General features: G+C 52.7%; 22 protein-coding genes. 3 read left to right on the top strand and 19 right to left on the bottom strand.

Features of this window, described 5'->3' with window-relative positions; translation table 11 throughout:
* Positions 1 to 3: 3 nt before the first annotated feature.
* The 7 genes from JSQ80_RS19130 to JSQ80_RS19100 all read right to left on the bottom strand — a co-directional run bounded on the left by JSQ80_RS19130 (position 4) and on the right by JSQ80_RS19100 (position 9002).
* Positions 4 to 1665, bottom strand: a complete 1662-nt coding sequence (locus JSQ80_RS19130; protein ID WP_240463724.1) for a glycerol-3-phosphate dehydrogenase/oxidase — start codon at positions 1663 to 1665, stop codon at positions 4 to 6.
* A 274-nt stretch (positions 1666 to 1939) separates the two neighbouring features.
* On the bottom strand, positions 1940 to 3061 hold the full coding sequence (gene dnaJ, locus JSQ80_RS19125; RefSeq protein WP_087432559.1) for a molecular chaperone DnaJ: 1122 nt from the start codon (positions 3059 to 3061) through the stop codon (positions 1940 to 1942).
* An 84-nt stretch (positions 3062 to 3145) separates the two neighbouring features.
* Positions 3146 to 4984, bottom strand: coding sequence for a molecular chaperone DnaK (dnaK, locus tag JSQ80_RS19120; RefSeq protein ID WP_206096346.1), 1839 nt, complete (start codon positions 4982 to 4984; stop codon positions 3146 to 3148).
* Positions 4985 to 5082: 98 nt separating this feature from the next.
* Entirely contained in the window at positions 5083 to 5700 is a 618-nt protein-coding gene (gene grpE / locus JSQ80_RS19115) for a nucleotide exchange factor GrpE (protein WP_240463723.1), read from the bottom strand.
* A gap of 64 nt (positions 5701 to 5764) precedes the next feature.
* Positions 5765 to 7369, bottom strand: a complete 1605-nt coding sequence (locus tag JSQ80_RS19110; protein WP_206096345.1) for a TCP-1/cpn60 chaperonin family protein — start codon at positions 7367 to 7369, stop codon at positions 5765 to 5767.
* 37 nt (positions 7370 to 7406) lie between these two features.
* Complete coding sequence (gene hrcA, locus JSQ80_RS19105) at positions 7407 to 8435, bottom strand: heat-inducible transcriptional repressor HrcA (RefSeq protein ID WP_087432556.1); 1029 nt, start codon at positions 8433 to 8435, stop codon at positions 7407 to 7409.
* A gap of 105 nt (positions 8436 to 8540) precedes the next feature.
* Positions 8541 to 9002 carry an N-acetyltransferase gene (locus JSQ80_RS19100; RefSeq protein ID WP_206096344.1) on the bottom strand — a complete coding sequence of 154 codons (462 nt, stop codon included), beginning with the start codon at positions 9000 to 9002 and terminating at the stop codon, positions 8541 to 8543.
* Between the two features lie 193 nt (positions 9003 to 9195).
* Here JSQ80_RS19100 and JSQ80_RS19095 point away from each other — a divergent pair, with 193 nt between their 5' ends.
* Positions 9196 to 9378, top strand: coding sequence for a hypothetical protein (locus JSQ80_RS19095; RefSeq protein WP_087432554.1), 183 nt, complete (start codon positions 9196 to 9198; stop codon positions 9376 to 9378).
* Between the two features lie 172 nt (positions 9379 to 9550).
* Here the strand turns inward: JSQ80_RS19095 and hemW are convergent, their stop codons facing one another.
* From hemW to JSQ80_RS19065, 6 genes are all read right to left on the bottom strand, one after another.
* A complete protein-coding gene (gene hemW / locus JSQ80_RS19090; protein ID WP_087432553.1) occupies positions 9551 to 10753 on the bottom strand; it encodes a radical SAM family heme chaperone HemW in 1203 nt (400 codons plus the stop codon).
* A gap of 104 nt (positions 10754 to 10857) precedes the next feature.
* Positions 10858 to 12675, bottom strand: coding sequence for a translation elongation factor 4 (gene lepA / locus JSQ80_RS19085; protein WP_087432552.1), 1818 nt, complete (start codon positions 12673 to 12675; stop codon positions 10858 to 10860).
* A 127-nt stretch (positions 12676 to 12802) separates the two neighbouring features.
* Positions 12803 to 13240, bottom strand: a complete 438-nt coding sequence (locus tag JSQ80_RS19080; RefSeq protein WP_206096343.1) for a DUF3679 domain-containing protein — start codon at positions 13238 to 13240, stop codon at positions 12803 to 12805.
* Positions 13241 to 13258: 18 nt separating this feature from the next.
* Complete coding sequence (locus JSQ80_RS19075) at positions 13259 to 14605, bottom strand: stage II sporulation protein P (RefSeq protein WP_206096342.1); 1347 nt, start codon at positions 14603 to 14605, stop codon at positions 13259 to 13261.
* A 120-nt stretch (positions 14606 to 14725) separates the two neighbouring features.
* On the bottom strand, positions 14726 to 16489 hold the full coding sequence (locus JSQ80_RS19070; protein ID WP_206096341.1) for a sensor histidine kinase: 1764 nt from the start codon (positions 16487 to 16489) through the stop codon (positions 14726 to 14728).
* Positions 16486 to 17268: a response regulator transcription factor gene (locus JSQ80_RS19065; protein WP_272491142.1), complete on the bottom strand. Its 783-nt coding sequence runs from the start codon at positions 17266 to 17268 to the stop codon at positions 16486 to 16488. Before JSQ80_RS19065 ends, JSQ80_RS19070 begins: the two co-directional genes overlap by 4 nt.
* 372 nt (positions 17269 to 17640) lie before the next feature.
* Between JSQ80_RS19065 and JSQ80_RS19060 the strand changes: the two genes are divergently transcribed.
* Positions 17641 to 18534, top strand: a complete 894-nt coding sequence (locus tag JSQ80_RS19060; protein WP_206096340.1) for a M23 family metallopeptidase — start codon at positions 17641 to 17643, stop codon at positions 18532 to 18534.
* Positions 18535 to 18683: 149 nt separating this feature from the next.
* Here the strand turns inward: JSQ80_RS19060 and gpr are convergent, their stop codons facing one another.
* Entirely contained in the window at positions 18684 to 19685 is a 1002-nt protein-coding gene (gene gpr, locus JSQ80_RS19055) for a GPR endopeptidase (RefSeq protein WP_206096339.1), read from the bottom strand.
* 241 nt (positions 19686 to 19926) lie between these two features.
* Between gpr and rpsT the strand changes: the two genes are divergently transcribed.
* Positions 19927 to 20199: a 30S ribosomal protein S20 gene (gene rpsT / locus JSQ80_RS19050; RefSeq protein ID WP_087432546.1), complete on the top strand. Its 273-nt coding sequence runs from the start codon at positions 19927 to 19929 to the stop codon at positions 20197 to 20199.
* A gap of 59 nt (positions 20200 to 20258) precedes the next feature.
* Here rpsT and holA read toward each other — a convergent pair whose 3' ends face one another.
* From holA to JSQ80_RS19025, 5 genes are all read right to left on the bottom strand, one after another.
* Complete coding sequence (gene holA, locus JSQ80_RS19045; RefSeq protein WP_087432545.1) at positions 20259 to 21308, bottom strand: DNA polymerase III subunit delta; 1050 nt, start codon at positions 21306 to 21308, stop codon at positions 20259 to 20261.
* 257 nt (positions 21309 to 21565) lie between these two features.
* Positions 21566 to 22840, bottom strand: a complete 1275-nt coding sequence (locus tag JSQ80_RS19040; protein ID WP_206096338.1) for an anti-sigma factor family protein — start codon at positions 22838 to 22840, stop codon at positions 21566 to 21568.
* Positions 22837 to 23385: an RNA polymerase sigma factor gene (locus JSQ80_RS19035; RefSeq protein WP_087432543.1), complete on the bottom strand. Its 549-nt coding sequence runs from the start codon at positions 23383 to 23385 to the stop codon at positions 22837 to 22839. The genes JSQ80_RS19040 and JSQ80_RS19035 overlap by 4 nt, the downstream gene beginning before the upstream one ends.
* 226 nt (positions 23386 to 23611) lie before the next feature.
* Positions 23612 to 26227, bottom strand: coding sequence for a ComEC/Rec2 family competence protein (locus JSQ80_RS19030; RefSeq protein WP_206096337.1), 2616 nt, complete (start codon positions 26225 to 26227; stop codon positions 23612 to 23614).
* A gap of 168 nt (positions 26228 to 26395) precedes the next feature.
* A complete protein-coding gene (locus tag JSQ80_RS19025; RefSeq protein WP_087432541.1) occupies positions 26396 to 26914 on the bottom strand; it encodes a deoxycytidylate deaminase in 519 nt (172 codons plus the stop codon).
* Positions 26915 to 26985 lie beyond the last annotated feature (71 nt).

Genomic DNA, 26985 nt, shown 5'->3' with positions numbered 1-26985 from the left:
GCCTTATTCCACGGGTATCTCCGCATATTCGATTTCTTCCTCTGCTTGCCGCACATAGCGTTCCTCAGTCACGGCATCCCATCCGAATATTTCCGCCATAAAGCGCGCAACCGGCTTCAGCCACTCCTTCGCTGTCGAGATGCGAAAGTTCACGGCACCTGTACGACGCGCGATAAAGTCAACCGGGCGCGTTACCATCTCTGCCTCCACTCCATAGACGAGCGCGGCCATGACATCCGCAGGCAATTCGCATGGATTGCCTGCTTGCCGGTCATGTTCCATACGGGAAAACACATGCTGCACGTTCATTCCGTATAACATCACCATTTCCTTGGCGCGCGCTTCACTCAAGCCGAGCGCCTGGCCGCGGCGCGTCCACTCCGAGCAAAAGTCGGCAAATTGCCCCGGTACATCCCCTCCCGACAATACAACGCGGTCTGTCGAGCAGCTCGGATAGGCTTTCCCTCTGGCAGTCCCCAATTGATTCGTCACGAGATTGACGACGCGCTCCGCCATCTTGCGGTATCCCGTCAGCTTGCCTCCGGCAATCGTAATCAAGCCGGACGGAGACAGAAAGATTTCATCCTTGCGCGACAGCTCGGAAGGTGATTTCCCGTCCTCGTGGATAAGCGGTCGAAGCCCTGCCCACGATGATTCCACATCGTTCTCTGTTAACGCTATCGTGGGGAACATGTAATTGGCCGCCCGCAGCAAATAGAGCAAGTCTTCACGCGTCATGCGGGGATGCTCCAACTCGCCCTCGTAATTCGTGTCCGTCGTGCCGATATACGTCTTGCCGTCCCGCGGAATGGCAAACACCATCCGGCCGTCTGGCGTATCGAAATAGATTGCCTGCCGCAGCGGGAAGCGAGACTGATCGATAACGATATGAATGCCTTTCGTCAAGTGCAGCCGTTTGCCCGTCTTGGAGCGATCGAGCTCGCGCAGCGTGTCCACCCAAGGGCCAGCTGCGTTTACCACTTTGGCGGCGGAAATCGCAATGGTCGTGCCGTCATTCATATCCCTGGCCGTAACGCCGGCTACGTGTCCGTTATCATCGTAGACGAACGACTCCGCCTTGATATAGTTAAGCGCCGTAACCCCCCGGGCTGCTGCGCTTTTCATAATTTCTATCGTCAACCGCGCATCATCCGTCCGGTACTCAACATAGTAACCGCCGGCCTTCAGCTTATCGCTGCGCAGAAGCGGCTCCTTTTTAAGCGTTTGCTCTTTGCTCAACATCGTCCTGCGCTCCGCTCTCTTTACCCCTGCCAGCCAATCGTATACATATAAGCCGATCGAGGTAGCCCACCTCCCATAAGTGCCTCCTTCAATGATAGGCATCAGCATCCGTTCCGGGACGACAACATGAGGGGCATTGTCGTATACAATCGCCCGCTCGCGTCCAACTTCGCGCACGAGATTGATTTCCCCCTGCTTCAAATAACGCAAACCCCCATGTACCAGCTTCGTGGAACGGCTGCTCGTGCCAGCGGCAAAATCCTGCATTTCAATAATAGCCGTATTCAAGCCTCGAACCGCCGCATCCAGCGCGATGCCGGCTCCTGTAATGCCTCCTCCGATAATGAGCACATCATAGCTTGTAGATTGAAGCCGCTCCCGAATTTGACGTCTGTTCAAGCTGGAAAATGATGATTGAGTCATGGCGGATGTCCTTTCCTGTACGGAGAAAAAAGAAAAGGACCACAACAATCGCATTGACATTCAATGCGTAGTTGTGGTCCCATCCATATCTCCGACCAAATTAATGAACTTATACATGTATGATAAATGATATTGACAATTATATCAATAGACGAATAGACCGAATTGAAGATTGCACAAACATATTATAGGGGAGAATGAAGCACATATAGAAAAAACCACGTCTCTATCTTCATGATAGAGTCACGTGGTTGAGTTGAACTATATTACTCGGCTAATCGCCGCGGAAGGCTCTCTTCATGCGGTCGAAAAACGATTCTTCATGGCCGCCGTTAGGCTGCTCTCCGCCAAGCTCAGCGAACTGGCGCAGCATATCCTTCTGTTCGTCGGACATTTTCGTTGGCGTCACAATGACGACCTTCACATGCTGATCGCCTTGTCCGTGACCGCGCAGACGCGGAACGCCTTTGCCGCGCAGGCGGAAGAAGGTGCCCGTTTGCGTGCCGGCAGGAATTTTCAGCTTTACTTTTTCCGTCAGCGTCGGAATTTCGATCTCATCGCCCAATGCCGCTTGAGCGAATGTGAGTGGAACTTCGCAGTATATATCGTCACCGTCACGTTCGAAGAATTCGTGCGATTTGACGCGAATGACGATATATAAATCTCCGTTCGGACCGCCGCGCAGTCCGCTTTCCCCTTCGCCGCTCATGCGCAGCTGCGCGCCGTCATCCACGCCGGCAGGGATTCGCACGTGAATTTTGCGCTGATTTTTTACGGAGCCCGCGCCTTGGCATTTTCCGCACTTCTCGCGGATAATCTTGCCTTTCCCTTGGCAAACGGAACAGGCACGGCGGTTCACCATGCGGCCGAACGGCGTGTTCTGTACCACTTCTTGTTGCCCCGTACCGTGGCAGGCAGTACAATTATCCGGCTTCGTGCCGGGCTTTGCTCCTGTACCGAAGCAGGTATCGCATTGCTCCGTGCGCGGAATCGTAATGTCCATTTCTTTGCCGAACACCGCTTCCTTGAACTCGATTTGCATCGTGTACTGCAGGTCGCTGCCACGCTGCGGCGCATTCGGATCTTTGCGGCCGCCGCCGCCAAAGAACATATCAAAGATATCGCCGAACCCGCCGAAATCCCCGGAAAATCCGCCGCCGCCCATACCTTGGTTCGGATCAACGTGCCCGTATTGATCGTACATCGCCCGCTTTTGGTCATCACTAAGCACATCGTACGCTTCTTTAACTTCTTTGAACTTATCCTCCGCGTCCGTTTCTTTGTTGACGTCCGGGTGATATTGACGCGCAAGCTTGCGATACGCCTTTTTAATTTCGTCTTCGCTAGCCCCTTTGCCTAAGCCGAGCACCTCATAATAATCTCGTTTCGCCACCATTCCACCCCCATACACTTGTAGCACGAATTACAAAAGGAAAGTCAAAGCCGAGTCGCCCCCGGCTTTGACTTGACCGTCGAATGCTTATTTCTTGTCTTCGTCCACGACTTCGTAATCTGCATCAACGACGTTGTCTTTCTTCGCTGCGCCGTCTTGCGCGCCTTGCGCTTGCTCTGCCTGCTGCGCTTGTGCAGCTTGCTCATACAGCTTGACGGACAACTGCTGGACAATTTCCGTCAGTTCTTCTGTAGCCGCCTTGATTTGGTCTGCATCGTTGCTTTCAAGTGCCGTTTTCACTTTTTCTTTCGCTGCGTTCGCTTTATCGATCTCAGCTTGCTCGACCTTGTCTCCCAAATCTTTCAGCGTCTTCTCGGTTGTATATACCAATTGGTCTGCCGTGTTCTTCACTTCGACCATTTCTTTGCGTTTCTTGTCTTCTTCAGCATGCAATTCTGCTTCCTTCATCATACGATCGATTTCTTCGTCGTTCAAGCCGCTAGAAGACGTGATTGTAATATTTTGGCTCTTGCCTGTGCCTTTATCAAGCGCAGACACTTTTACGATACCGTTCGCATCGATATCAAATGTAACTTCGATTTGCGGTACGCCGCGCGGCGCCGGAGGAATGTCCGCCAGCATGAAGCGGCCCAGCGTCTTATTGTCCGCCGCCATGGAGCGCTCCCCTTGCAGAACGTGAATTTCTACGCTCGTTTGGCTGTCGGCATACGTGGAGAAGATTTGTGATTTGCTCGTCGGGATCGTCGTATTACGCTCGATCATCTTCGTAAACACGCCGCCTGCCGTTTCGATACCGAGGGAGAGCGGAGTCACGTCGAGCAATACGACATCCTTCACGTCCCCTGTCAATACGCCCGCTTGCACAGCCGCGCCCAACGCTACAACCTCATCCGGATTGACGCCTTTATGAGGCTCTTTGCCTGTCAGCTTCTTAATCGCTTCCTGAACGGCAGGAATACGAGTGGAACCGCCGACGAGAACGATTTTGTCGATGTCGGCAGGCGTCATGCCCGCATCTTGCATCGCTTGGCGAGTCGGTCCGAGCGTGCGCTCTACCAGATGCGCAGACAATTCTTCGAATTTGGCCCGTGTCATGCTCACTTCCAAGTGCTGAGGCACGCCGTCAACAACCGTGATGAACGGCAAGCTGATCGTCGAAGTCAATACGCCGGACAATTCTTTTTTCGCTTTTTCGGCAGCATCTTTGAGACGTTGCACTGCTGCTTTGTCTTTTCTCAAGTCAATGCCGTGTTCTTTGTTGAACTCAGCCGCAAGATAGTCGATGATGACTTGGTCGAAATCGTCACCGCCCAATTTATTGTCGCCGCTCGTCGCTTTTACTTCGAAGAAGCCGTCGCCGAGCTCAAGGATCGATACGTCGAACGTGCCGCCGCCCAAGTCATAGACCAGAATCGTATGGTCGCCTTCTTTGTCTGCACCGTATGCCAAAGCCGCAGCTGTCGGCTCGTTCACGATACGAAGCACTTCCAAGCCAGCGACTTTGCCGGCATCCTTCGTTGCTTGGCGCTGAGAGTCATTGAAGTAAGCAGGCACCGTAATAACCGCTTGCGTTACCGGTTGGCCCAAGTAAGCTTCTGCGTCAGATTTCAGCTTTTGCAAGATCATTGCGGAAATTTCTTGCGGCGTGTAGTCTTTGCCATCAATCGATGTCTTATGGGTCGAGCCCATGTGGCGCTTAATCGACATAATCGTGCGATCCGGGTTCGTAATCGCTTGGCGTTTCGCTGTTTCACCGACGATGCGCTCGCCGTCTTTTTTGAAGCCGACAACGGATGGAGTCGTGCGCGCGCCTTCCGGATTCGGGATGACGACCGCTTCGCCGCCCTCCATCACTGCAACGCAAGAGTTTGTTGTTCCCAAGTCAATACCAATTACTTTGCTCATAAAATAAATACCCTCCTCAACTAGCTAACTCGCTTATCATGAAAATATATTAAACTTAACGGTTACGGCATAATCGAAGCTAGGCCCCGTCTCTGCAGCTAGCCGCTAACTTTCACCATTGCCGGACGAAGCACTTTGTCTTTGAGCATATAGCCCTTCTGCACTTCTTCCACTACGATGCCTTCTTCATACTCATCCGATTCCACCTGCATAATCGCTTGATGGTATTCCGGATTGAATGGCTCGCCTACCGCGTTCATCGGCTGCACGCCTTCCTGCTCCATCACTTGCTGGATTTGGCGGAAGATCATGTCCACGCCTTTGACGAACGAATCGGTCTCGCTGGCCTCTTGGCCTGTCGCGAGGGCGCGCTCGAAGTTGTCAAGCACCGGCAGCAGCTCGGTGACGACCTTCGCGGAAGCGTACTTCGCAAGGTCTTCCTTCTCCTTCATCGTGCGGCGGCGGAAGTTGTCAAAGTCCGCCTGCGTGCGCAAGTAACGCTGGTAATGCTCTTCTGCCTGTTCTTTCGCTTGCTGCAGCTCCGTGTGGAGCGGATTGCTCTCATCTGCCCTATTGCCTTCCCCTGCTGTTTGCGTGCCGGAGCAGGCTTCAGAAGCCGAGGCGTCATTATCTGCTTCATTGCTATGTTCATCATGGACAGCCGTAGCCTGCATGTCTTCTTCTGTAACTTTCATCTCTTCTTGTTCTGGGTTCAACCCCTTCACCTCCCCTTCGTAATTAATCCGGACCGGATTCTAATCTTCTTTCATTTCAACATGTTCAAGCCGACGTCGGTGCATCGGGCTTCATTTTTATCACGGTGTGAATGCGGAGCACGGCTGCGGCCACTTCTCCCGCCGCATGCAAGGCGTGCAGCTTCACCGTCGCCGGATCGAATATGCCGGCGCGGGAATAGTCCATCAGCGCTCCGCTGTCGCAATCGATGCCGATGGCATCGCTGCCTTCCGTCATCTGCGCGGCTCTGGCTTCTTCCAGCTTCTCCAGCGGGTTGAAGCCTGCGTTCAGCACAATTTGCGCCATCGGCTTGCGGAGCGCCTGTGCGACTGCGGCGATGCCGAAGGCTTCCATGCCGCGCACCGTCTCGCGATAGCGCTCGAGCCGGTAGGAGAGCGCCAGCTCCGTCGTGCCGCCGCCCGGCAGCACGCCGCCCTGCACGGCAGCCTGCAGCGCCGCGGCCGCGTCCTGGGCGATGCGCGCCCGCTCGCCCACGACCTCGCGCGTGCTGGCGCCCACGATAAGCGTCACCTGCGCGCGCCGCGGCGCAGCCGGCTCCGTGCCGGAGACGGCTGCGTCTGCAGTGCCTGTATGTCCCGGCGAGTCCGGGGCATACAGGCGCACGCGCTCGAGGCGCTCATCGTAGCGCACGCAGGCGGTGCGGCCGAGCAGCGGCTCCAGCACCGCGGCGTCCTTCGCGAGCGCCGCGCGCTTGAGGGGCTTGCCGCCCGTCAAGCGGCAGACGCGCGCAATATCCGCGCGGCTAACGCGCTGCACGACCATCATATCGTGGTCCAAGCAGAATTGTTCCGCTTCCGGATGGATGCCGCGTTCCAGCACGATGAAGCCGACGCCCAGCTCGTGCAGCTGCGCAAGCCGCTGCATAAATACGCCGCGATGCGTCATATACTGCTGGAAGCCGGCCTCCGTCGTCAGCAGCTGCTCATCGAGCGCATCAGGCTCCAAGCTGTCCTGCAGCACCAGCACGCGGCAGCAATTGCGCTCGGGAAGCCAATCCCGCTGCAGCGGCTTCTGCTTCAGGATGACGCCGTGGAACCATTCGTTCTTCGCCTTCTCATGCGCTACTATCGTCTCGGCGAAGCGGTAATACGGATCCTGCAGCTGTTCCCAGCCCACCGCCTGTCCGGCCTCAAGCACCAGCCGGACAATGTCCTCCTGCTCTCGCCCTGCTATATGTACGGCGCGGCGCAGACGTTCGTCATCCCAGCCTTCCAGACGAACCGCACGCTTCCTGAGCGCTTCCGTGGCGGCGGCAATGCCCTGCATTAAGCCAGTGACCACTTTCGCGGCCGGAACGCCCTTCGTCACTTGGGCCACGCCCTCCTGCACGAGCGCGCCAGCGAGCACCGTCGCCGTCGTCGTGCCGTCTCCGACTTCGTTCTGCTGCGCGCGCGCGACTTGAATGAGCAGCTTCGCCGCCGGGTGGGACACGTCCATCTTCTCCAAGATGGTCACTCCGTCATTCGTAATGATGACGTCCCCGTTCCCGCCGACAAGCATCACGTCCAAGCCTTTCGGACCCAAGGTGCCTTCTACGGCCGCGCACAGCGCACGCACGGCACCGGCATTGTTCAGGAGCGTCGCGTAGCGCTCCTCGGTCTCTTGCACTTGTCCGTTTCCTTGAGTCATCCTCGGGCGCCCCTTCCCTTATCATCATGCATTGGCGTCATCTATACCAACGCCGCATGAACAGAGCCAATTGCCCTGATAAATGATTCATCATATTAATGACCTTCCCGTACTCCATTCGCGTCGGCCCCAATACGCCAATCGTTCCAAGGGTCTGCCCGTCAATCGTATAGGTTGCCGTAATCATGCTGCAATTCGAGATCGCTTCATGCAAATTTTCTTGCCCGATGCGGACTTGAATTCCCGTTGGCGCAGAGCCGACAACTTTAATCAAAGCCGGCGTCTCTTCAAGCAGCTCCCAAATCGTCTTGATTTTGTCAACGTCCTGGAACTCCGGCTGTGCAAGTATATTGGTCGTCCCGCTCAAGTACACTTCCCGGTGCGAGCTGTCGTCGGCGAGAATGCTCTCGACCATCGTCATCATCTCTTGCACGTGAGACACATATTTGCTCAATTCTTGCCCGATTTCACTATATAACTGAGCGCGCAGCTTAAAGAGCGGCACGCCGACAAGCTTCGCATTCAGCACATTGACGACCTTCTCCAGCTCGGACGCGGAAATGCCCGGCGGAATAGGCACTGTCTTGTTCTCGACATGGCCGGTATTCGTTACAACGATGGCCACTGCCGTCTCTTCATTGAGCGGCAGCAATTGAAAATGGCGAAGCGATGCGTTGAACACCTCGGGCCCAAGCGCAATCGACGTGTAGTTCGTAAGCTGTGACAGAATGGAAGCTGTATGCTGCACAATTTCTTCCATAGCTGTAATTTTTTCGGCAAATACCGATTTCAACCGCCCGACCTCATCGGTCGATAAATTATCCAAGCGGACGAGATGGTCCACATAATAACGATAGCCTTTATGGGATGGAATGCGCCCTGCAGACGTGTGCGGCTGCTCAAGAAACCCGAGTTCTTCCAAATCGGCCATTTCATTTCGAATCGTAGCCGGGCTATAGCCGACATCGCCCCGTTTCGAAATGCTGCGTGAACCGACAGGTTCCGCGGAACGAATATAATCATCTACGATGGCGTTCAATATCATGCGTTGGCGTTCCGTCAACATGCGCATCCCTCCTCATTTTCTTGTTGTCCCAGGTCGTTAGCACTCATCATAGTCGAGTGCTAACCGATATAACAAAAATACCAAACGGACAAGACGATTGTCAAGTCAGTTCAGTACTTTGAGCACTGCGATTTCATCGCAGCAATCCCGTTTTTTGCAATGAACGCAATCGGTCCATACTTTCTCCGGGAATATTTCCTTTTGCACGATGTCAAAGCCGTTCTTCTGAAAAAATTTGGCCTCGTACGTCAATGCCATCACCTTCGGTATTGCCCTTTCTTTTGCCGCGGCCATAAGCTCGTCAACAAGCAGAGAACCGATTCCCTTGCCTTTATGTTCCGGTGTAATGCCGAGCGAGCGAATTTCGACAAGGTCGCTGCCAAGTTGGCACAGCGAGCCGCAGCCAACCAGTTGTCCGCTTAACTCGGCGACGACAAAATGCTCCAGCTGCTTCTCAAGAATGTGCCGCGAACGCGGAAGCATGATTCCTTGCTCTGCATAATGCTGTATAAGTTCAAATAACTTATCAATATCGTCTGGCGTCGCCTTTCTTACCATGGCCGTCATCGTGCTTTCCCTCCGCGCGTGATGTAACTCACATAACGTTTATGTATGAATATACATCAGCATGCATAGATTATCAAGGATTATTTTACCTGGAAAGCACTTGACGCCTTGATCGTTCCGAGTACATGCCTGCCTTCGTTCTGGACATACTAAGCATGCTCATTTACATCGATAAGGTAAGGTGATTTTTCTTATGAAAAAACGAATTGGGATCTTAACTATTTTTTTTACGGTTATCAGCACAATGTTGGTTATTCCTCAAATATATCATGCGACTCCAGGCATAGTCATCGTCACCTTTCTCGGCCTTTTGTTCGGGTCGTTCTGCATGGCTTTAGCTGTTTCGTTGTTCGTGCGCATGGTAATGAAGCGTTAATCGATCGATTATAGCGAGATAGGATTGAGGATATAAAAATGCCGCCGCACGATATTGCCTGCCCTTGCGGCACAGCACTACTATCGTGACAGCGACATTTTGTTGTTAGAAGGTTATTGTGAGCGCAAGTACAGCCTCCGCTTCAAGCTATGGACCAAGGTTGCTCTCACGTTCACTCCCCATTGCTCAGCAAGCCCACAAAGGAGCCGAATACATCATTCCCGAACAGCAACCCTTGCTCGGTCAACCGGTAGCCTGTCGGTGTCACTTCAATCAATCCTTGCTTCAACAGCCGTTTGAGCGGAGCCGCGAACACTTTATCAAGCAGCGCCCCTCCGAACTGCTCCGCAAAGCGATCGCTGCTTACTCCTTCGAGCAAGCGCAGGCCGACCATCATGAAATCCTCCATCGCCTCGGCCTCGTCTATGCGAAAAGTATCCAGGCGCGGCAACCCGCTGCGGCAGGCCTCCACATAAGGCGTAACCCCTTTGATGTTCAAATGCCGCTCTCTTTTTGCATAGCCGTGCGCACCCGCCCCGATACCATAATAATCTTCATTGCGCCAATACGTCGTGTTATGGCGGCTCTCATAGCCGGGCTTCGCAAAATTGCTGATTTCGTATTGGATGTAACCAGCCGCTTTCATGCGCTCCATAATAATCATGTACATTTCAAGCTCGTCTTCTTCGCTTGGAAGCGGCAGCTCATTGCGATGGTACATCGCATGAAAGAGCGTATTTTCCTCCACCTTCAAGCTGTATATGGACAAATGCGGCAAATCGAGCTCCAGCGCTTTCTCTACGCTGTGCTCCAGCATCTCCACCGTCTGATTCGGCAGCCCGAACATCAGATCGATGGACATGTTGTCAAAGCCAGCCGCCTTCGCATTCTCAATACTGCGGTACACATCGTCCGTGTTATGAATCCGTCCGATTTCGTGCAGCAGATTATTGTTGAATGACTGCACGCCGAAGCTTATCCGATTCACGCCGCCTGCATGCATGACGCGCAGCTTCTCGATATCCGTCGTGCCTGGATTGGCTTCCATGCTGAATTCAATCTGCTCACTCCAGCTCGGGAACGCGTTCCGCACCGAATCGAGAAAATAAGCCATTTGATCCGGCTTCAATACGGTAGGTGTTCCGCCGCCGACAAAGATCGTGTCAATTTCAGCTGGAGGACATTGCTCTGCCGTATGCTTCATTTCAAGCTCCATCGCCCGCAAGTAATCCATTACCGGCTGGCCTTTCAACACATACGAATTAAAGTCGCAATAAAAGCATTTGTTCGTGCAAAATGGAATATGAATATACAGCGCACGTGGAGCATGAGCTGGAAAAGCTTGTAGTTGTGATGAAGGTTGATTCGCCGACATGGCGAGAACCCTCCTTTCGTATCGCTAAATCAATTCACGATCTATAGGACAATTTTGGATCCGCATCTATTAAAAAGAGGAGGCGACCGCCTCCTCCCCTTCACTTACTTGTCATCAATTTTCAAAACAGCCATGAATGCTTCTTGCGGCACCTCGACGCTGCCGACCTGCTTCATGCGCTTCTTCCCTTCTTTCTGCTTCTCCAGCAGCTTGCGCTTACGGGAAATGTCACCGCCGTAACATTTCGCAAGCACGTTCTTGCGCATCGCCTTAACCGTTTCGCGGGCCATAATCTTCGTTCCTACGGCTGCTTGCACCGGCACCTCGAACATTTGGCGCGGAATCAACTCACGCAGCTTCTCGCAAATGAGCTTGCCCCGATTGTGCGCACGGTCGCGGTGCACGATGACGGACAAAGCATCGACCTGCTCGCCGTTCAGCAATATATCCATCTTCACCAGATTGGACTTCCGGTATCCCGACAGCTCATAATCGAACGAAGCATAGCCTTTCGTATTCGACTTGAGTTGGTCAAAGAAATCGTAAACGATCTCTGCGAGCGGAATCTGATACGTAATGGTAACACGCGTCGTGTCCAAATATTGCATGTCGACGAATTCGCCGCGTTTGCCTTGGCAGAGCTCCATTACAGCTCCGACAAAATCGTTCGGCACGATAATGGAAGCTTTGACAAATGGCTCTTCGACATACTCGAGCTTGCCCTGCTCCGGATAATTGGACGGGTTGTCAATATCGAGCGTTGTGCCATTCGTCAATGTGACGCGGTAAATTACGCTTGGCGCCGTCGTAATGAGCGGAATGTTGAATTCGCGCTCGATGCGCTCTTGGATAATCTCCATGTGCAGCAAACCCAAAAATCCGCAACGGAAACCAAAGCCAAGCGCTGAAGACGTTTCCGGCTCGAACGTAAGCGAAGCGTCGTTCAATTGCAGCTTCTCGAGCGCTTCCCGCAAATCATTGTAGTCCGAGGTCTCGATCGGATACAGACCGCAGAATACCATCGGATTGATGCGGCGATAGCCCGGCAGCGGTTCCAGCGTCGGCTTCTTCGCATCCGTCACCGTATCCCCGACGCGGGTGTCGCCCACGTTCTTAATCCCCGCAACGATAAAGCCGACATCCCCGACGTTCAATTCGTCCACAATCGTCATACTCGGCTTGAAGGCGCCGACCTCGATAACCTCGAAGGTCTTGCCCGTCGCCATCATCTTAATCTTGCTGCCGGAGCGAATGGCTCCATCCACGACACGCACGTAGACAATGACGCCCTTGTAAGGATCGTAGTGCGAGTCGAAGATGAGCGCCTTCAACGGCTCCTCCGGATTGCCCGTCGGCGATGGCACCTTCTGGACGACCTGTTCCAGTATTTCCTTGATGCCGATGCCCGCTTTGGCAGATGCATGGACCGCTTCCGAGCAATCGAGTCCGATTACATCCTCGATTTCCTGCTTGACGCGATCAGGCTCTGCGCTCGGCAGATCAATCTTGTTGATAACCGGCAATATTTCGAGATCGTTATCCAGCGCAAGATAGACGTTCGCCAATGTCTGCGCCTCGATGCCCTGTGCGGCGTCGACGACAAGCAAAGCGCCTTCGCACGCGGCCAAGCTGCGGGATACCTCATACGTAAAGTCGACGTGTCCCGGCGTGTCAATCAGGTTCAAAATATATTCCTCGCCGTCGTCCGCTTTATAGCTCAAGCGAACCGCCTGCAGCTTAATCGTAATGCCCCGTTCACGTTCCAAGTCCATTTTGTCGAGCACTTGGGCCTGCATTTCGCGGGACGTCAACGCCCCGGTGTATTCCAAAATCCGATCGGCAAGTGTAGACTTCCCGTGATCAATATGCGCAATAATACAAAAATTGCGAATTTTCTTTTGTCGTGACAGCAGTTCCGTCATTCGATTTCCATACCCCCACCACTGAGCCAAGTTTCAATTTATATATTATACCGAAATGAAGAGGCCACAGCAATGGGAACGACATGATCCTCAATTTCCGCCGCAAAAGAGCACAACCATTTAAGCTTTAAAACAGTCCGCTGAACAACCCCACGACCGCCCGTATGCCTGCCTGAGATAAATGCTGCAGCAGTCCCGCCGTTTTATCTGCCAGCTTGTTGACCGGGGCGTCCTCCACTGGCGGAAGCCATGGGGAATCGGGCATACCGCCGCCCTCGTATGCAGCCGTGTCCCGCTTCGCTTCGATTGTATCGCGTTGATTCGCGTGCGCGCCGCTCCACGGCTCCATCCCGCTGCGCTGCGGCTGCGAACCCGACTGTCGAGCGGCCCCTTCATCGCCAATCTCGTCTGCACGCCATGACACAGCCGGATTCAATGCCTCACGGCCCGCATCGATAGGTCCATACACCCGATCCATTCCTACCGTAGCAACTTCCATTCCGATGAACACGCCAAGCGCCAGCAGTACAATCATGCCGATAAGCCGTTTCATGTAACGCGACATTGGTATGCGGCCTCCCCGTTATCCATTTGCCCCAACGGGCGTTTGCTGCGGTTTCTTGAGGACGGTCTTGCTCTCGACGGCTCTGTTCTCTGCTGGCTTCGGCACCGGCTTGTTTACTGGCTTCGCTTCGGTGCGCTCACGCACGATCTCCGCGATTAAATCGGCAAGAACATCCGCTGTGCGATAATTCTCTTCCAATGTATTATCGATGCCGCCGACTTCGATAACTACGCTATTAGGCGACAAAGATTGATTATATTCCCCGTTGCCCTGAGCGGCTGTCTTGCCCCATATTCCACGGGAAATTCCGGGATAGCGCTCTTCCAGCTTCTCATGGATTTCACTGGCGAAGCTCTCGTTCTCTTTCCAATTCGGGTTGCGATGACCGATAATAAAATACACCTGCGCATATGATTTCCCTTTGATGTCAACCGTCGAATCTTTCCGGCGCAACGCATCGCGATGAATGTCGAAGAAAAATTGCAGTTCTTTATTTTGAGCCATCGCTTCTTTTACCGTTTGTTTAGAGTATTTGTAAGACATGTTCCAGTTATACCCTTTGATCGTGGAGGAGTAATCTTCGTTGGAATGAACGGCTCCGATGCCCCGCTGCTCCAGTTGCTCCTGCAGCCGCTTGCCGACTAGTGTAATATTCGTGTTCGCATCATTCGGGTTGTTGCTTTGCTTTTTCAGCTCAGGATTCCAAGATTCCCGATTGTGCGAGTGATAGATGAAGACGTAATTGTTCAAATTGGACTTGGGCTTCCCAGAATTGCCCCGTCCTTTATTGTGGCCCGGCCTCGCCGGTGGCCGCACCGTTTCTGGATTTGGTTCATTGCCAGCGTCCCCCGGCGTTTGGCCCTCTTGATCCGGTCCGTTCGCCGGCTCCCCTCCGTGTTCATCTGGTTGCATATCACCCAAGTCAACGGGCAACGGATAATCTACCGGTCCCTTCACCGCTTGATTGCCGACGCCGAGCCGGAGCGGAATCGCCGCATCCCGGTCAAGCCCCGGAACCTCGCCGGCGAGTAAGCTTTTCGGGTCGAACGGATTGACATTCGTCGCCAGTTGGACGAGAAATTGAGCAACCTGATTGCGGGAGATCGTTGCTTCGCCTTCTCCTTTGGGCAGATTAGGCAATTCCATTGCCATCATGTCTACAAAAAAACGGGTGGAAAGCTGTGCCGCTACCCCCTTCATGGACGACAGCGGGGAGGTTTCCAGCTTCTGCTCCACCAATCCGCCCAGACCGAGCACAATGAAAAAAACAGCCGAACCGATAGACAATAACACAAACGTTCGTCCCATCACGAGCGCCTGCATCCATTTTTGCTTCAGTTTCCCTACATTGAATATCCCAAACATGCGATGTCCTCCTCCGCCTGCTGTCCCTCTCTTCCTGCAGTTCAAACGCTCTTCTGCCGTATTGCCGTATTTAAGAGAGTGCATTTAGTAGAATCTATGAGGACAATCTATGAAGTAGAACTAGTACCTGTGCGAGTCTAGCAAAAAATGAAAAGCGATGACCGTTCCCCTGCCTAACGCGCTTCGAGCTTCAACCGAGCCGCCGTGCGCTTGGGCGAGCTGCTTCGTAATCGCCAAGCCAAGCCCGCTCCCCTTCGCAGTCTCGTCTGTCGTCGTGCCGCGGTAGTACCGGGTGAACAACCGCTTCAATGTGTTAGCGTCCATTCCTTTTCCATTATCTATAAAGCTGAGCGTCAGCTTATTATCCGACTTCGTTAATTCCACCTTCAGCTTCGTTCCAGGCGGATTATGCAAGAAGGCGTTCATGCATACATTGTCTACCATGCGGCGGAAATAACGCGCATCAATCGAAAAGAGAACCTCCTCATCGGGGAAGGACGTATCGCAGTCCGCTGCGGATAATTGCGGAGGCACAAATAGGTCCCGGAGCGTATCTGACAGCCAATGACGCAAATCTATCAATTCCCGCTGCATGGGCAGACTCCCGCTCTGAAGCTGATATGTCAAATTGAGATCCTGTATCAAATCGTCCATCGTTTCGGCTTTTTGCTTCATGATGTTCACAAATTCTGACGTTTCTTCCGGTTCCCATACGTATTCTTTTGCGCTTAGCAAATGCGCATAACCGATAATGGATGCAAGTGGCGTCTTCAAGTCATGTGATAGTCCCGCCAGCCACTCCTCCCTATGCGTTTCGTGCCTTATCCGCTCTTCATCGGCGCTCTTTAAGCGTAAGGCCATCTGCTGCAGAGACTGCATAATATCCCCATATATGCGGTAATTCCGCTTCAACTTCCCGTTTCTGCGTTCCGAATGGGGGATTCCGCGCGCATTGACCGGCTCCTCATAATGTCCCGTTGATATGCTCTCGGTCCATTTCATGACATGCTGCAACGGCCTCGCAAGACGTGAGCTTTGCCACCACGCCATCATAATAAATACGAACAGCATAAATGCCACCGTGCCGGCAATCGCTATCGCAAACAGCTGATCATAGGATTCAATCGCGAATCCCGCCGCCTTCACTCCCGGAACCGAAGGTGTATATGGCATGTGCAGCAGCCATGTTTCGCGCGATGCCGTATCATAGCGGTATGCCACGCGCTGTCCGTAGCGCTCTTCATACATCGTCTGCAAGACGATATCCTGCAACGAGTACCGATTAGGCGCATCTTCCGGCTTGTTCCACGAAGCAAGCTCGATACCGTCTGCATCCAGCCTCTGCACCCACGCCTGGTGCTTCGCCAGCAGGGCCGTGGAAGCGGAAGATCCATCCTTGATAGCGCCGCTCCGAGATGCCAACCACGTGTCAAGCAGCCTGTCAGACTCTGGATTCACGCCGTACAGCAAGGTGACGGCACGGTTATCGAACGGCATGATATAAATATATAAATGATATGGAAACGGGCTCTTCCCCTGAGCGTATGCGGCAACCTCGCCTGCCGCGTAATGAGCAGGAACATCGGATGGCGTCTCTAAGGACTTGATCACATTCCCTTCCTCGTCGATAATCTGCATCCAACCGCCGCTCGCCTTCACTTGACGCTCTAGCTCTTCGTCCCAGCGTATGTTGCCATGCAGGTCCAAGGACAAAGAGTCGGTGAATTGATTCGGACCGTGCCTAGCGAAGCTGCGGTTCAGATCGAGCGCTGTCATGCGGTCCGCAACCCATAAGAAAGCGGCGAACACGGTACAGAGCAACACTGCCCCGACAACAAGCCACTGCCAGCCGTAATGCCAGGCCAGTCTTCTGCTCGTCTTCATCTTCCTTCACCTTCAGCAGCCGGTGAAATCGGTCGTGCCGCGCTCGATGTGGCTGGCGGAACAAGCTTATAGCCCATACCGCGCACGGTAAGCAGAACTTCAGGCTGGCTCGGACTGGCTTCGATACGCTCCCGAATGCGATGGATGTGCACCATCACCGTATTATCATCGCTTACCGCATCATGTCCCCATACGCTTTCATACAGTTCGCTTTTAGAGAAAATCCGGTTCGGATGCTTGCATAAAAACAAGAGCAGCTGAAATACCATCGCCGGACACTCAACCGGTCTTCCCTCCACCCGTAATTCTCCAGCTGCTTCATCCAGTTGAAACCGCCCATATTGATATACGGTTAGTTCCGGTTCACGCCGCTTGTCCGCTTGGCTGCTCGCAACGGCCATATAACGTTTCAACTGCGCCTTGATGCGCGCGACGAGCTCCAGCGGGTTGAAGGGCTTCGTCATATAGTCGTCACCCCCTAAGGCGAAACCTGTCAGCTTATCCAAATCCGTCGTTCGAGCCGTGACGAATATAATCGGGGCATCCGTCTGCTCCCGAATGAATGGAGCAAGGTCGAACCCGCTTTTTCCCGGCAGCATAACATCCAGCACAACCAGATCAACAGGCTGGCTGCGGCAGCAGTGAACGGCCTCCTCTCCCGTCGACAGGCAAGTTATATGAGTAAAGCCTTCCTTTTGCAGGACGGTATGCACCATTTTGCTTAAGGCCGCCTCATCTTCCACAATCAAGATATGCGCCGTTTGCAAACTTTTATCCATCAGAGCTCTCCCTCTCTCTTTCTTCCTGCCTGCGCGGCAAGAAATTTGGCAACGATTCCGTTTCTATTCTATCATGCTCACCTTTCACGCCACGCAACGCCATCTTAACGGAACCTTAACAGAATTGTATTTGAGGGCTGTTCCCCCATGAGAAGTTAAGAAAAAAATGAGCATCAGTTACGGTTCTGTTTAAGCTGGCCCGTTATGATAATGGCAGCGCAGTATTGCCTTGATTTGAGGCGATGGCACAAAAAAGAAAGGATGATGGAAGTGAATTACCGTCTTACTAAGTGCATGCTCGCACTATGGATTTGTACTGGCCTTCTGACGGCAGGCTGTTCATTTCAAGCCGAAAAGAAAGGGGAAACTGCGATGAAGGGGACACAAGCACCAGCGGAACCGTCTGCGCCTGTGGTCGGCATTTCAGCGGAACAGATTGAGAACTGGATTAGAGACCATGATTCGGCCATGCTGCATCAAAGCTTATCCCCGAGTTTTCAACAACAAGTCTCTCAACAAGAAGTGGGACAACTGCTGGAAACGTTTTGGCAGAAAGGGGAAGCTCCGAAACGATTGTCAAGCATGCAACTGGATGGAGCAGATAGATATGTATGGACGGACGCTGCCGCTCAGAAGGGGGTGATGGCGATGTTAGCTGATAACCAAATCATCTCTATGCAATTTGTCCCGCTCGCCTCGTCTGACAAGAAACCGACCGTCAACACCTATCGTATGCCGTTTCAGGATGACTGGCTGGTATTCTGGGGAGGCCGCAACGTGCTCGTCAACTATCACTACGCTTACCCGAATCAAAGCTATGCCTACGATCTGGTTATTGCTCGCGACGGTGTCAGTTACAAGGGCGATCCGGCAAAAAACGAAAGCTACTACGCATTCGGTCAGCCTGTCGTCGCTCCGCTCGGGGGAAAAGTTGTGGCCGTCGCCAACGATATTCCCGACAACTCCCCAGTCGGACAAATGAATGAACAGCAGCCGGAAGGAAATTATGTCATCCTCGATCACGGAAATGGCGAGTACAGTTTGCTTGCCCATTTCAAGCAAGGCACGATAAAGGTCGAACGAGGCGATACGGTGAAGACAGGTCAGCTGCTCGGCGAGTGCGGCAACTCCGGCAATTCAAGTCAAGCCCACATACATTTTCAAGTGTCCGACGCGCCGTCTCTAACGAAGGGCATATCGTTACCGATTGAATTCGAGAATAACGCCGATCCTATTCAAGGGGATATCATCCGGGGACAATCTTAAAAATGGTTCCGTAAAATCAAACTCCTCCCTACATATCGGACTATTCGCCGTATGTAATAGAAGTTAGGTTATTGTGTTAAAGATTAAACACGAACCAAGCAGGGCGGGGCCGCAGGCTCCCGCCTTGCTTGGTTCTTTTCCAATCACAGTCAATGCGTATATGCCGCCACATTATCCGTATCAACCGCTTCGTGCAGGGAAGCATTGAGACCGCTGGCTATAATGTTCGCCATATCCTCCATAAATTCATCGACTTCCTTCGGCGTGACGACAAGATCATGACCAAGCGGCTCCAGCACTTCCTTGACAAGCATCAGCCGCTCCTGCTCTCCGATATCGTCCAGCATGCCGAGAATTTCCCGTGTATTGCTCGTTTCCTGCTTAAAATGCTCCTTCATCATATCAATGGCGTTGTTCACGATCGTGGAAGCATAGCATACGGTCGGCACCCCGATCGCAATGCACGGGATACCGAGAATGTCCTTGGTCAGGCCGCGCCTCTTGTTGCCAATGCCCGAGCCGGGGTGGATCCCGATGTCGGCAATCTGAATCGTCGTATTGACACGTTCCAGCGCCTTCGAGGCAAGCGCATCGATCGCAATGATGACGTCAGGCTTTGTCCGTTCCACAATCCCCTGGACAATTTCGCTGGACTCGATGCCTGTTACACCCAATACACCCGGCGCGACAGCACTGACTTCCCGGTATCCCGGGCTCACTTGGTCAGGCATAATTTCGAAGTAGTGGCGCGTTACCAACACATTCTCCACGACTAATGGGCCGAGGGCATCCGGCGTGACGTTCCAGTTGCCCAAGCCGACGATAAGCGCTTTGTCGCCCTTCTTCACCCCTACTTCCTCGAGGAATGCTTCAAAAAGCTGCGCAAATTTCGTCGCGACGCGATCCTGCAAATCAGTATCTTTGCGCCGTAATCCCGGCACTTCAATCGTAATATAGCGCCCAGGCATTCGTCCGATGGCACGAGAGCCTTCCTCCGTTTGGACGTGTATTCTCGTCACCTTCACCCCGCGAACGTCTTCTACATCCTCCTGAACCCCTGGAATGGGTACGGCTGCATCCGGTTGCGCCAGTTCTCTTGCTTCCAGCGCCAAGTCCGTCCGGACCGAATAAGCTCTTAAATCCGCAGTCATTGGCCATTTTCCTCCCATTTGAACACATCTTGTTTTGTATTGTGCGCAAGGAACGAAATCTTATGCGATTCTTCTCATGTAAACGACTTCATATTCATATAGATGCAAATGCGATCGAGGTAAATGTATTGCATTTTACCGCTTGTCGTGATAGAATACTTTAAGTTGTGAATCTATTTCTTTACACATCCTATGGAAATTGATTCTGTTGTCGCACTACGATGCAACGGAGGTGAAAGCAATGCCAAACATTAAATCCGCTGTTAAACGCGTAAAAACGAACGACAAGCGTCGTCTGTTGAACGCTTCCCAAAAATCTGCACTTCGCACAGCTGTGAAAGCAGCTGACATCTCTTTGGCGAACAACGAAGCTGAAACAGCTCAAGCAGCTGTCGCTTTGGCTTCTAAGAAATTGGATAAGGCTGTGACTAAAGGCTTAATCCACAAAAATGCGGCTGCCCGCAAAAAGTCTCGCTTGGCACAAAAATTGAACGCTCTGCTTGCACAAGCGTAAGCCCGAGCCTTTCATACTTAGCTTAAAGCGAAGAAGCCCGAGGATAAACGCATCTGCGTCTATCTTCGGGCTTCTTTCATCTGGCCGGTTACTCCGGCGGTTATCCGCATAATGAACAACTCCAAGCCAAGCGCCTTCTCCACGCGTCCCGACTTCATCTCATAGTCAAGCTCAGCCGCTTCCGCAATCCAATTCGATAACACCGATATATCATATTGCCGGGCTTGTTCTGCGGCCATCTTGACCGCGTACGGGTGCAACCCAAGTTGGGAAGCCGCCTGCTGCTGGCTGAAGCTCTGATTCGTCAATTCTTTGACCTGCATCATCATTCGCAACTGGCGCACAATCAGCGCCATAATTTTAATCGGCTCTTCCTTCTGCTTCAGCAGCTCATATAAGGTGGCAAGCGCGCGATCGGCACGCCGCCGCACAATATCCTCCACGAGCTGAAACACATTTTGCTCCGTATTTTTAGCAATGAGGCGATCCACGGTTGGCACGTCGATCATGCCGCCCGTCCCGGCAAACAGACAACACTTTTCTATTTCTGCGGATAGCGACTGCAAATTAGTGCCGGCACTGTTAATCAGAGCTTCGACCGCATCGTCTGCTATTGAGCATTGATTGTTCTCGATTTGCTTTTTTACCCACCGCACCAATTCTTCCGCGCTTAAAGGCAGAAACGGGAGGACGGCCCCCTCGGCCTTCGCTTTTTTGACCGTCTTTTTCCGTTCGTCGAGTTTGTCCGCCTGCACGAGGAACACCATGATGCTCGTTTCCATCGGTTGATCCATATATTCGAGCAGCCGGTCTGTGCGATGATCGATTTTACCGTCCTTGCCCGACGCGAAAATACTCTGATCCTTTACTAGAATACATTTGCGCGATACTAGAAACGGAAGCGTCTCCGCTTCTTCAATCACCAACTCAATCGGAGATTCTCCGGTGTCCATTTTCGTCACGGCCAATTCGCGGTTCTCTTCTTCTACCGTATGTTGGACAAGGAATTGAACAAACTCCTGCATTCGATATTTCTCCGTCCCGTACAGCACATATATAGAACGCGGGTTGCCCCGCTGAATTTCCTTCATGGCAGCCTTTATATCCACCGCGATGCCTCCCCTCACATTTCCGAACCTCATCATAGCAAATTTTGCCGCAAAAACAAAGGGACTTGCGCAATCTTGAACAAGATTACGAAGTCCCTCTGTCCCCTAACATCTATGATAAACGTCCGCAGAAGAGCTCTAGAAACTCCCTGCAACACGGTCATACGACGTACGGGAACGCCATTGCTTTTGGCAATTGTACAATACTATACGTAAGCAGCATGAATTGTGTGCATGATTTGAAACATTTTCGTAGATCAAGGCGCCTCTTGGACTGTACCCTGAATCACATCCGGCTCTGATTCCGATTTTGCCCCTACCTCAGAAGCAGGCACCAAACTATCCTGCTGCACGGCGTATTTGCTCTCTTGAGCGGTGCCGTCTTCTGCCACCGTTTTGACTCCAATGCTCTTGCTGTCGGAGGACCATAATATTTCGGTTGGCGTGTCGGCAAAAGCAAGCGTATGGACTTTACTCTGTTGCTGATCCGCTACTTTGTACAGAACCAGTTGTCCGTTCTCCCACAGCACCATCCATTTGCCATCCGGCGACGTTGCTTCCATCGACTCCTTCATCATGAAGTTCATGGAGTTACCGTCACGCTCTTTCGTTATATGATTCGGATCGGGACTCGTCGTCTCTCCGACTCCTTTAACCTCTTGTTCCTCATCAGCCGGTATGTGCTTATCCTGCGGCAGATTGCCTGCAATCCCTTTATGCGCATCTTGCCCGGCCGAGTTGCTGAACGGGGATGGTTCATTTGGAGCTTCGGGCTGTTTTTTGGACGGTTCTTCCTTCAAGGGAGTCTTCGCGGGCTTGTCGTTGCCGATGTTCTTTCTGTCTTTCTTCGGAGCGGTCACTTCCTTCTTCTCAGCGGCGACGCTGTCATCGGGCGTCTGCCCCCCCGCGACCGCTCTATCCTCCGGCTCGCGCGGCTCCTGCATCTTCGGCTCCGGCGTCGCGCGCTCATTCGTCGGACTGGCCGTCATATTTGTAGAATCAGCGGAATCGCTGGAAGAGGGCGCTTGTTGTTGAGAATTCATCTCCGGGAAATCTCCAGCTTGCTCCGACATCGGCGGTTTAAATGTAATCACAAATAGACCGAACACAACTCCCGCAGCGATTACTGCGCTTGCCGCACGCCAATTCATCCGTCCGAACCAACGCTTGCGCTCTGGCGCAGCACCAGGTTCCCCATGTACTTGCTTCTCCCGAACGGCTGGATCATGCCCCTGTTCTGCCGTGGAAGCGGGTTGTTCATATCGGGCCAGCGGAGCGACAGCGACCGCAGCCACCTGCTGCAGCTCCATATCAATCTGATCCAACTTCGGCATAATCGCATCGACCAGGCTAAATCGTGGAGTGACCTTAGGAAGTTGGGCCAGTTCTTCGTGCAGTTGTTGCAATCGTTGGGTCATTTCAGCGCAGGCGGGGCAACGGCTTACATGATCTGCCAGCAGGTTTTTTTCCGATGCATCCAGATCATGATCCAATTTGCGTTGTATCAGCTCCATCACCTCTGAACAGTTCATCCTCGCACACCACCTTTCTCATAATCTTGCAGCATCGTCTGCAGCTGTTGTCGGGCACGGAATAAATAAGATTTCACCGTGTTAAGCGGCAAATTCATACTTTCCGCTATTTCATTGTAGGAGAAATCTTGCAGATACCGCAGGACGACGACAGCTCGATGATGTTCAGGCAGCCGGTCAATCGCAGCACGTATATCTTGAGCCGCATATGCGGATAAAACTTCTCTCTCTACACTCTGATCCCCAAGAAATACGAGGTTATGCTCATCGATGGATACAGTTGGCCGGGTTCGGCGAAATTTGTCAATGCAAATATTCGTGACGATCCGTTGTACCCATGTCTTGAATTGGGCCTTTTCCTCATAAGATTGAATTTTCGTATAAATCCGGATTAAAGCTTCTTGGGACGCGTCCAGTGCATCCTGCTCATTATTCAGAACATAATAAGCGGTACGATACACGTATTGCTCGATTTCGCGCAAAAGAGTGATTAGAGCGTCGCGATCGCCGGATTGGGCGGCTCGTATGAGTTCTGGCTCTACCACCTTGATCCCCCTCTCTTGCATATCCATTGACGTGTTGACGACGCAAATGGTTGCAGTTCATCCGATTCCAGTTTGTAGAATAATCTATCATCCTCGTATAAACAGCAGAAAGTCATTCCTAGCATAGCAAAAATTCAACTCGATTTCATTGTAAGATGCTTCAATTCAGGCGGATCCAAAAATTGAATGAAGAAAAGCACGCCAGACGACGTGCTTTATAAAAATACTATGGAAATATCCTATCATGCTTTTTGCGTACCTTCAATCCGCTGCGCGTCAACTTAAACTGAACTTCGCCGTTCCAATCCGTGCGCAGCACCGGAACCTCCGCACGCGACAGCGTCTCCAGCACGAGCGGATGCGGATGACCGTAACGATTGTTGCGGCCTGCGGAAATTACGGCAAGTCGAGGCCGCCACGCTTGCAGCCACTCGGGAGTCGTCGAAGTTTTGCTCCCATGATGCGCAACCTTCAATATATCGACCGGCAGGAATTCCTGCATCTCCGCACTCATAAGCATCATCCGCTCTCCATCTGCCTCCAGATCTCCGGTCAACAGAATAGACGTCTGTTTCTTGCTGCGCGGATGCGTTAAAGTCACATGCAAAACGATAGACGAATCGTTCTGCCGGTCCGATAACGAGATATGGTTCTGTGCGGGCGACGCTTCGGGATACAGTACCTTGATTTGCGTCCATGCATCAAGCAGCCAGGAATCTCCTCGGCTCCACTTTATGATTGGTATTTGTTTCTGCAGCGCCGTGCGGTAGAGCGATTCCATCGAAGCGGACGGCTTCCATGTGCCATTCATGATGAACCGCTTCGTCGGTATATGCTCCAGCACCGCCTGCAGGCCCCCTGCATGGTCCTGATCGGCATGCGTCAGCACGACGGCATCCAAGCTTCTTATGCCACGCTGCTTCAACAAGGGCACGACGACCTTCTCCCCCACCTCAAACGGTACCCGGCGCTCCCGCCAGCGGTCCGCCGGCTTGCGGAAATTTACGGTTCCCCCGCCGTCAATCAAGATGTGGCGTCCGGTTGCCGTCGTAATGAGAATACTGTCGCCTTGGCCCACATCAATTATACTGATCACGGCATCCGAAGAACGTTCCTTATGATATCCCGCATAAATAAGCGAACCGAACAGACACGCGGCGCCAATCAGGCCGGATACCGCGAATCGCGATACATCCGTACGCAGTATAATAAACGAATCTAATGGCTGTGTATCTTCTGAAGCGGTGCGGATATGGCCGTGGAGGCGGCGTTGGAGCCGATAGGTGTTAACCCAGCGGCTCAGAGACAAGATAAGCAAGCTCAGGCTGGCGTAATAGGCAACAATCCACCATATATGCGGCGACGGCCATATGACCGTCGTCCCTTCGATTTGGCTCAAGCGATGGACGACGGTAAATGTCAGCTCGTTCATCCGCTTCACAATCCAGGCGATTGGCCGGGCTAACGGTTCATAGATGGCGCCTGCAAGCAATGAAATCGTCCCAAGCGGAAGCACGCCCATGCTTATGAATGGCACGAGCATGAAGTTGGCGCCGAAGGATAACAGCGAGAATTGGTTGAAATAATAAACCGTTATCGGAAATGATACAGCTTGTGCCACGAGCGTCACGGATATAGATGAAGCAAGCCAGCCCGGCCAAGCCGGAAACAGACGCGCCACGCGCGGGACGAATATGATAAGACCTGCTGTTACAATGAAGGACAGCTGAAAGCCGGCTTGGAGGGCATAGTGCGGCTGCCATAGAAGCATGAGCAGCAGGGCTGCCGACAAGATGTGCAGGCCATCCTTGAGCCATCCCTTGCGCAGTCCATATAGCGCCGTCATAGACATGATTCCCGCCCTCACTGCTGAAGCCGCTGCTCCGGTAAGCAGCACGTAGACTGGAATGAGCCATAGCACCGCTGCAATGCTTGTCTCCTTGGTCATTCTCATCAGACGGAATAAACCGAGCAGCGCGCCTACGAACACACCGACATGCAGCCCGGAAATGGCAAGCACATGGGTCAATCCCAGTTCTGAGAACTGCTGATACGTATTCGGGTCCAGTTCGCTGCGGCTGCCCAGAATCAATCCTTGCACATATCCGCTATGGGGCTGTTCATACAGCCGGTGCAATAGTCCGGATAATGCAGCTCTGATGCCGTCTATGTGCGCCAACATTTTCTGGACCGCCCACTGACTATCCCAGGAGGAGATCGTTGCCGTGGAAGCTGCATCAGTTACTTGTCCCGCGCCGTTTACTTTAACGATCCAGTGAATGCGTGCCGTCCGCAAATAATCGCGATAGTTGAAGGCGCCAAAATTCTCCGCTTCGCCAGGCATGCTCATTGTGCCGGCAATTTGCAGCCTTTGGCCTCTTTTCCATTGCGCGGCGGCTTCGATCTCCTCTTTCACGGTTAACCGCACTTGAACGAGAAGCTTCTCTCGCACAGGCGCAGGCTCACTTATTTCCGCCGCTTTCCAATCTGTGGACATGAAATGAAATTGTACGCGATCACCGTCCCGTTCGACCGGTGAAGAGATGAAGCCGTTCCATACAGCGGCTTGGTCTTCCATAGGGGCGTCTTCGCCTTGGGGCACTGGCCAATAGCTGCGGTCAAGCTGTACGAACCAAATGAAATAGGTGACGGCCAGCAGCAGCGTCAGCGCATAGAGCACAGCATGTCTGCAGCCACACCACTGCAATCGGCAGCATAACGGCAGCAGCAGCACCAAGCCAAGCGCTGCGGTGAGCGCCGCACCTGCATGTAACGCAGCGCCGAAGTGAATGCCGATTACGAAGCAGCATGCCATGACCACGATTGGTCGTCGTTGCAGCATTTCAAGCCTCCTGTTCTTTTTACAAAAAAAAAGAACCTCCATGCCGATGTCTTACCGCTCCGTCAACCATAGTCAACGAACCGATGTTCATCGCAGCATAGAGGTTCTTCCTCCATCATCAATGCTATTGCTGATTGTTCAAAAGTCCTTTTTGAACGACCACTATCATTAATTTATCGTTTCCATCTCCGTCTCGCGCGGCGGCTGATAATGGTCCAATTGCCGGAATATGATTCCCTTCTGAGCCATCATTGCCTTCACCTTGTCGCTGTCCTTCGGATATGGACGGTGAAACACAATTTCAGTTACGCCGCTGTTGGCCAGCATATTGGCGCATGTCCAGCACGGTTGATCGGTCACGTATACGGTAGAGCCTTCTCTATCAATCCGATCTGTGAACAGCAGCAAATTCTGTTCTGCGTGAATCGTGCGGATACAGCGCTGCTTTTTCACCATTTGCTCCTGGCCGTCTACGATGACCTTTTCATATTGCTCCGCAATCATACAGCCCGCTTCACTGCAATCTGGAACGCCCATAGGCGCCCCGTTGTAAGCTGTGCCGAGCAGCTTCTTTCCTTGCACAAGCACTGCGCCGACATGCCGTCTCGGACAGCGCGAACGTGTAGAAACCATATACGCAATGTCCATGAAGTAAGTGTCCCAATCTTTGCGCGTTGTCGTTGTCATGTCATCACAATCCCCTGTCTCGTTCTGCCTTGGTTCTCATGTGTTTGTACCCTATATTGTAAGCAGGCCTG

It is taken from the genome of Paenibacillus apiarius (assembly GCF_017052585.1).
GTDB lineage: Bacteria > Bacillota > Bacilli > Paenibacillales > Paenibacillaceae > Paenibacillus_B > Paenibacillus_B apiarius.
Note: the sequence above shows the minus strand (reverse complement) of the source record. Positions and strands in the feature narration are given on the sequence as shown.

Excerpts from the sequence above, each read along its gene's own strand:
- JSQ80_RS19130 (WP_240463724.1), bottom strand. The coding sequence starts at position 1,665 with ATGACTCAATCATCATTTTCCAGCTTGAACAGACGTCAAATTCGGGAG.
- JSQ80_RS19095 (WP_087432554.1), top strand. The coding sequence starts at position 9,196 with ATGAAAAAACGAATTGGGATCTTAACTATTTTTTTTACGGTTATCAGC.
- lepA (WP_087432552.1), bottom strand. The coding sequence starts at position 12,675 with ATGACGGAACTGCTGTCACGACAAAAGAAAATTCGCAATTTTTGTATT.
- gpr (WP_206096339.1), bottom strand. The coding sequence starts at position 19,685 with ATGACTGCGGATTTAAGAGCTTATTCGGTCCGGACGGACTTGGCGCTG.
- rpsT (WP_087432546.1), top strand. The coding sequence starts at position 19,927 with ATGCCAAACATTAAATCCGCTGTTAAACGCGTAAAAACGAACGACAAG.
- hrcA (WP_087432556.1), bottom strand. The coding sequence starts at position 8,435 with ATGTTGACGGAACGCCAACGCATGATATTGAACGCCATCGTAGATGAT.
- JSQ80_RS19025 (WP_087432541.1), bottom strand. The coding sequence starts at position 26,914 with ATGACAACGACAACGCGCAAAGATTGGGACACTTACTTCATGGACATT.
- JSQ80_RS19110 (WP_206096345.1), bottom strand. The coding sequence starts at position 7,369 with ATGACTCAAGGAAACGGACAAGTGCAAGAGACCGAGGAGCGCTACGCG.
- JSQ80_RS19100 (WP_206096344.1), bottom strand. The coding sequence starts at position 9,002 with ATGACGGCCATGGTAAGAAAGGCGACGCCAGACGATATTGATAAGTTA.
- JSQ80_RS19040 (WP_206096338.1), bottom strand. The coding sequence starts at position 22,840 with ATGAACTGTTCAGAGGTGATGGAGCTGATACAACGCAAATTGGATCAT.
- JSQ80_RS19070 (WP_206096341.1), bottom strand. The coding sequence starts at position 16,489 with ATGAAGACGAGCAGAAGACTGGCCTGGCATTACGGCTGGCAGTGGCTT.
- dnaJ (WP_087432559.1), bottom strand. The coding sequence starts at position 3,061 with ATGGTGGCGAAACGAGATTATTATGAGGTGCTCGGCTTAGGCAAAGGG.
- JSQ80_RS19075 (WP_206096342.1), bottom strand. The coding sequence starts at position 14,605 with ATGTTTGGGATATTCAATGTAGGGAAACTGAAGCAAAAATGGATGCAG.
- JSQ80_RS19065 (WP_272491142.1), bottom strand. The coding sequence starts at position 17,268 with ATGGATAAAAGTTTGCAAACGGCGCATATCTTGATTGTGGAAGATGAG.
- hemW (WP_087432553.1), bottom strand. The coding sequence starts at position 10,753 with ATGTCGGCGAATCAACCTTCATCACAACTACAAGCTTTTCCAGCTCAT.
- dnaK (WP_206096346.1), bottom strand. The coding sequence starts at position 4,984 with ATGAGCAAAGTAATTGGTATTGACTTGGGAACAACAAACTCTTGCGTT.
- JSQ80_RS19030 (WP_206096337.1), bottom strand. The coding sequence starts at position 26,227 with ATGCTGCAACGACGACCAATCGTGGTCATGGCATGCTGCTTCGTAATC.
- JSQ80_RS19060 (WP_206096340.1), top strand. The coding sequence starts at position 17,641 with ATGAAGGGGACACAAGCACCAGCGGAACCGTCTGCGCCTGTGGTCGGC.
- JSQ80_RS19080 (WP_206096343.1), bottom strand. The coding sequence starts at position 13,240 with ATGTCGCGTTACATGAAACGGCTTATCGGCATGATTGTACTGCTGGCG.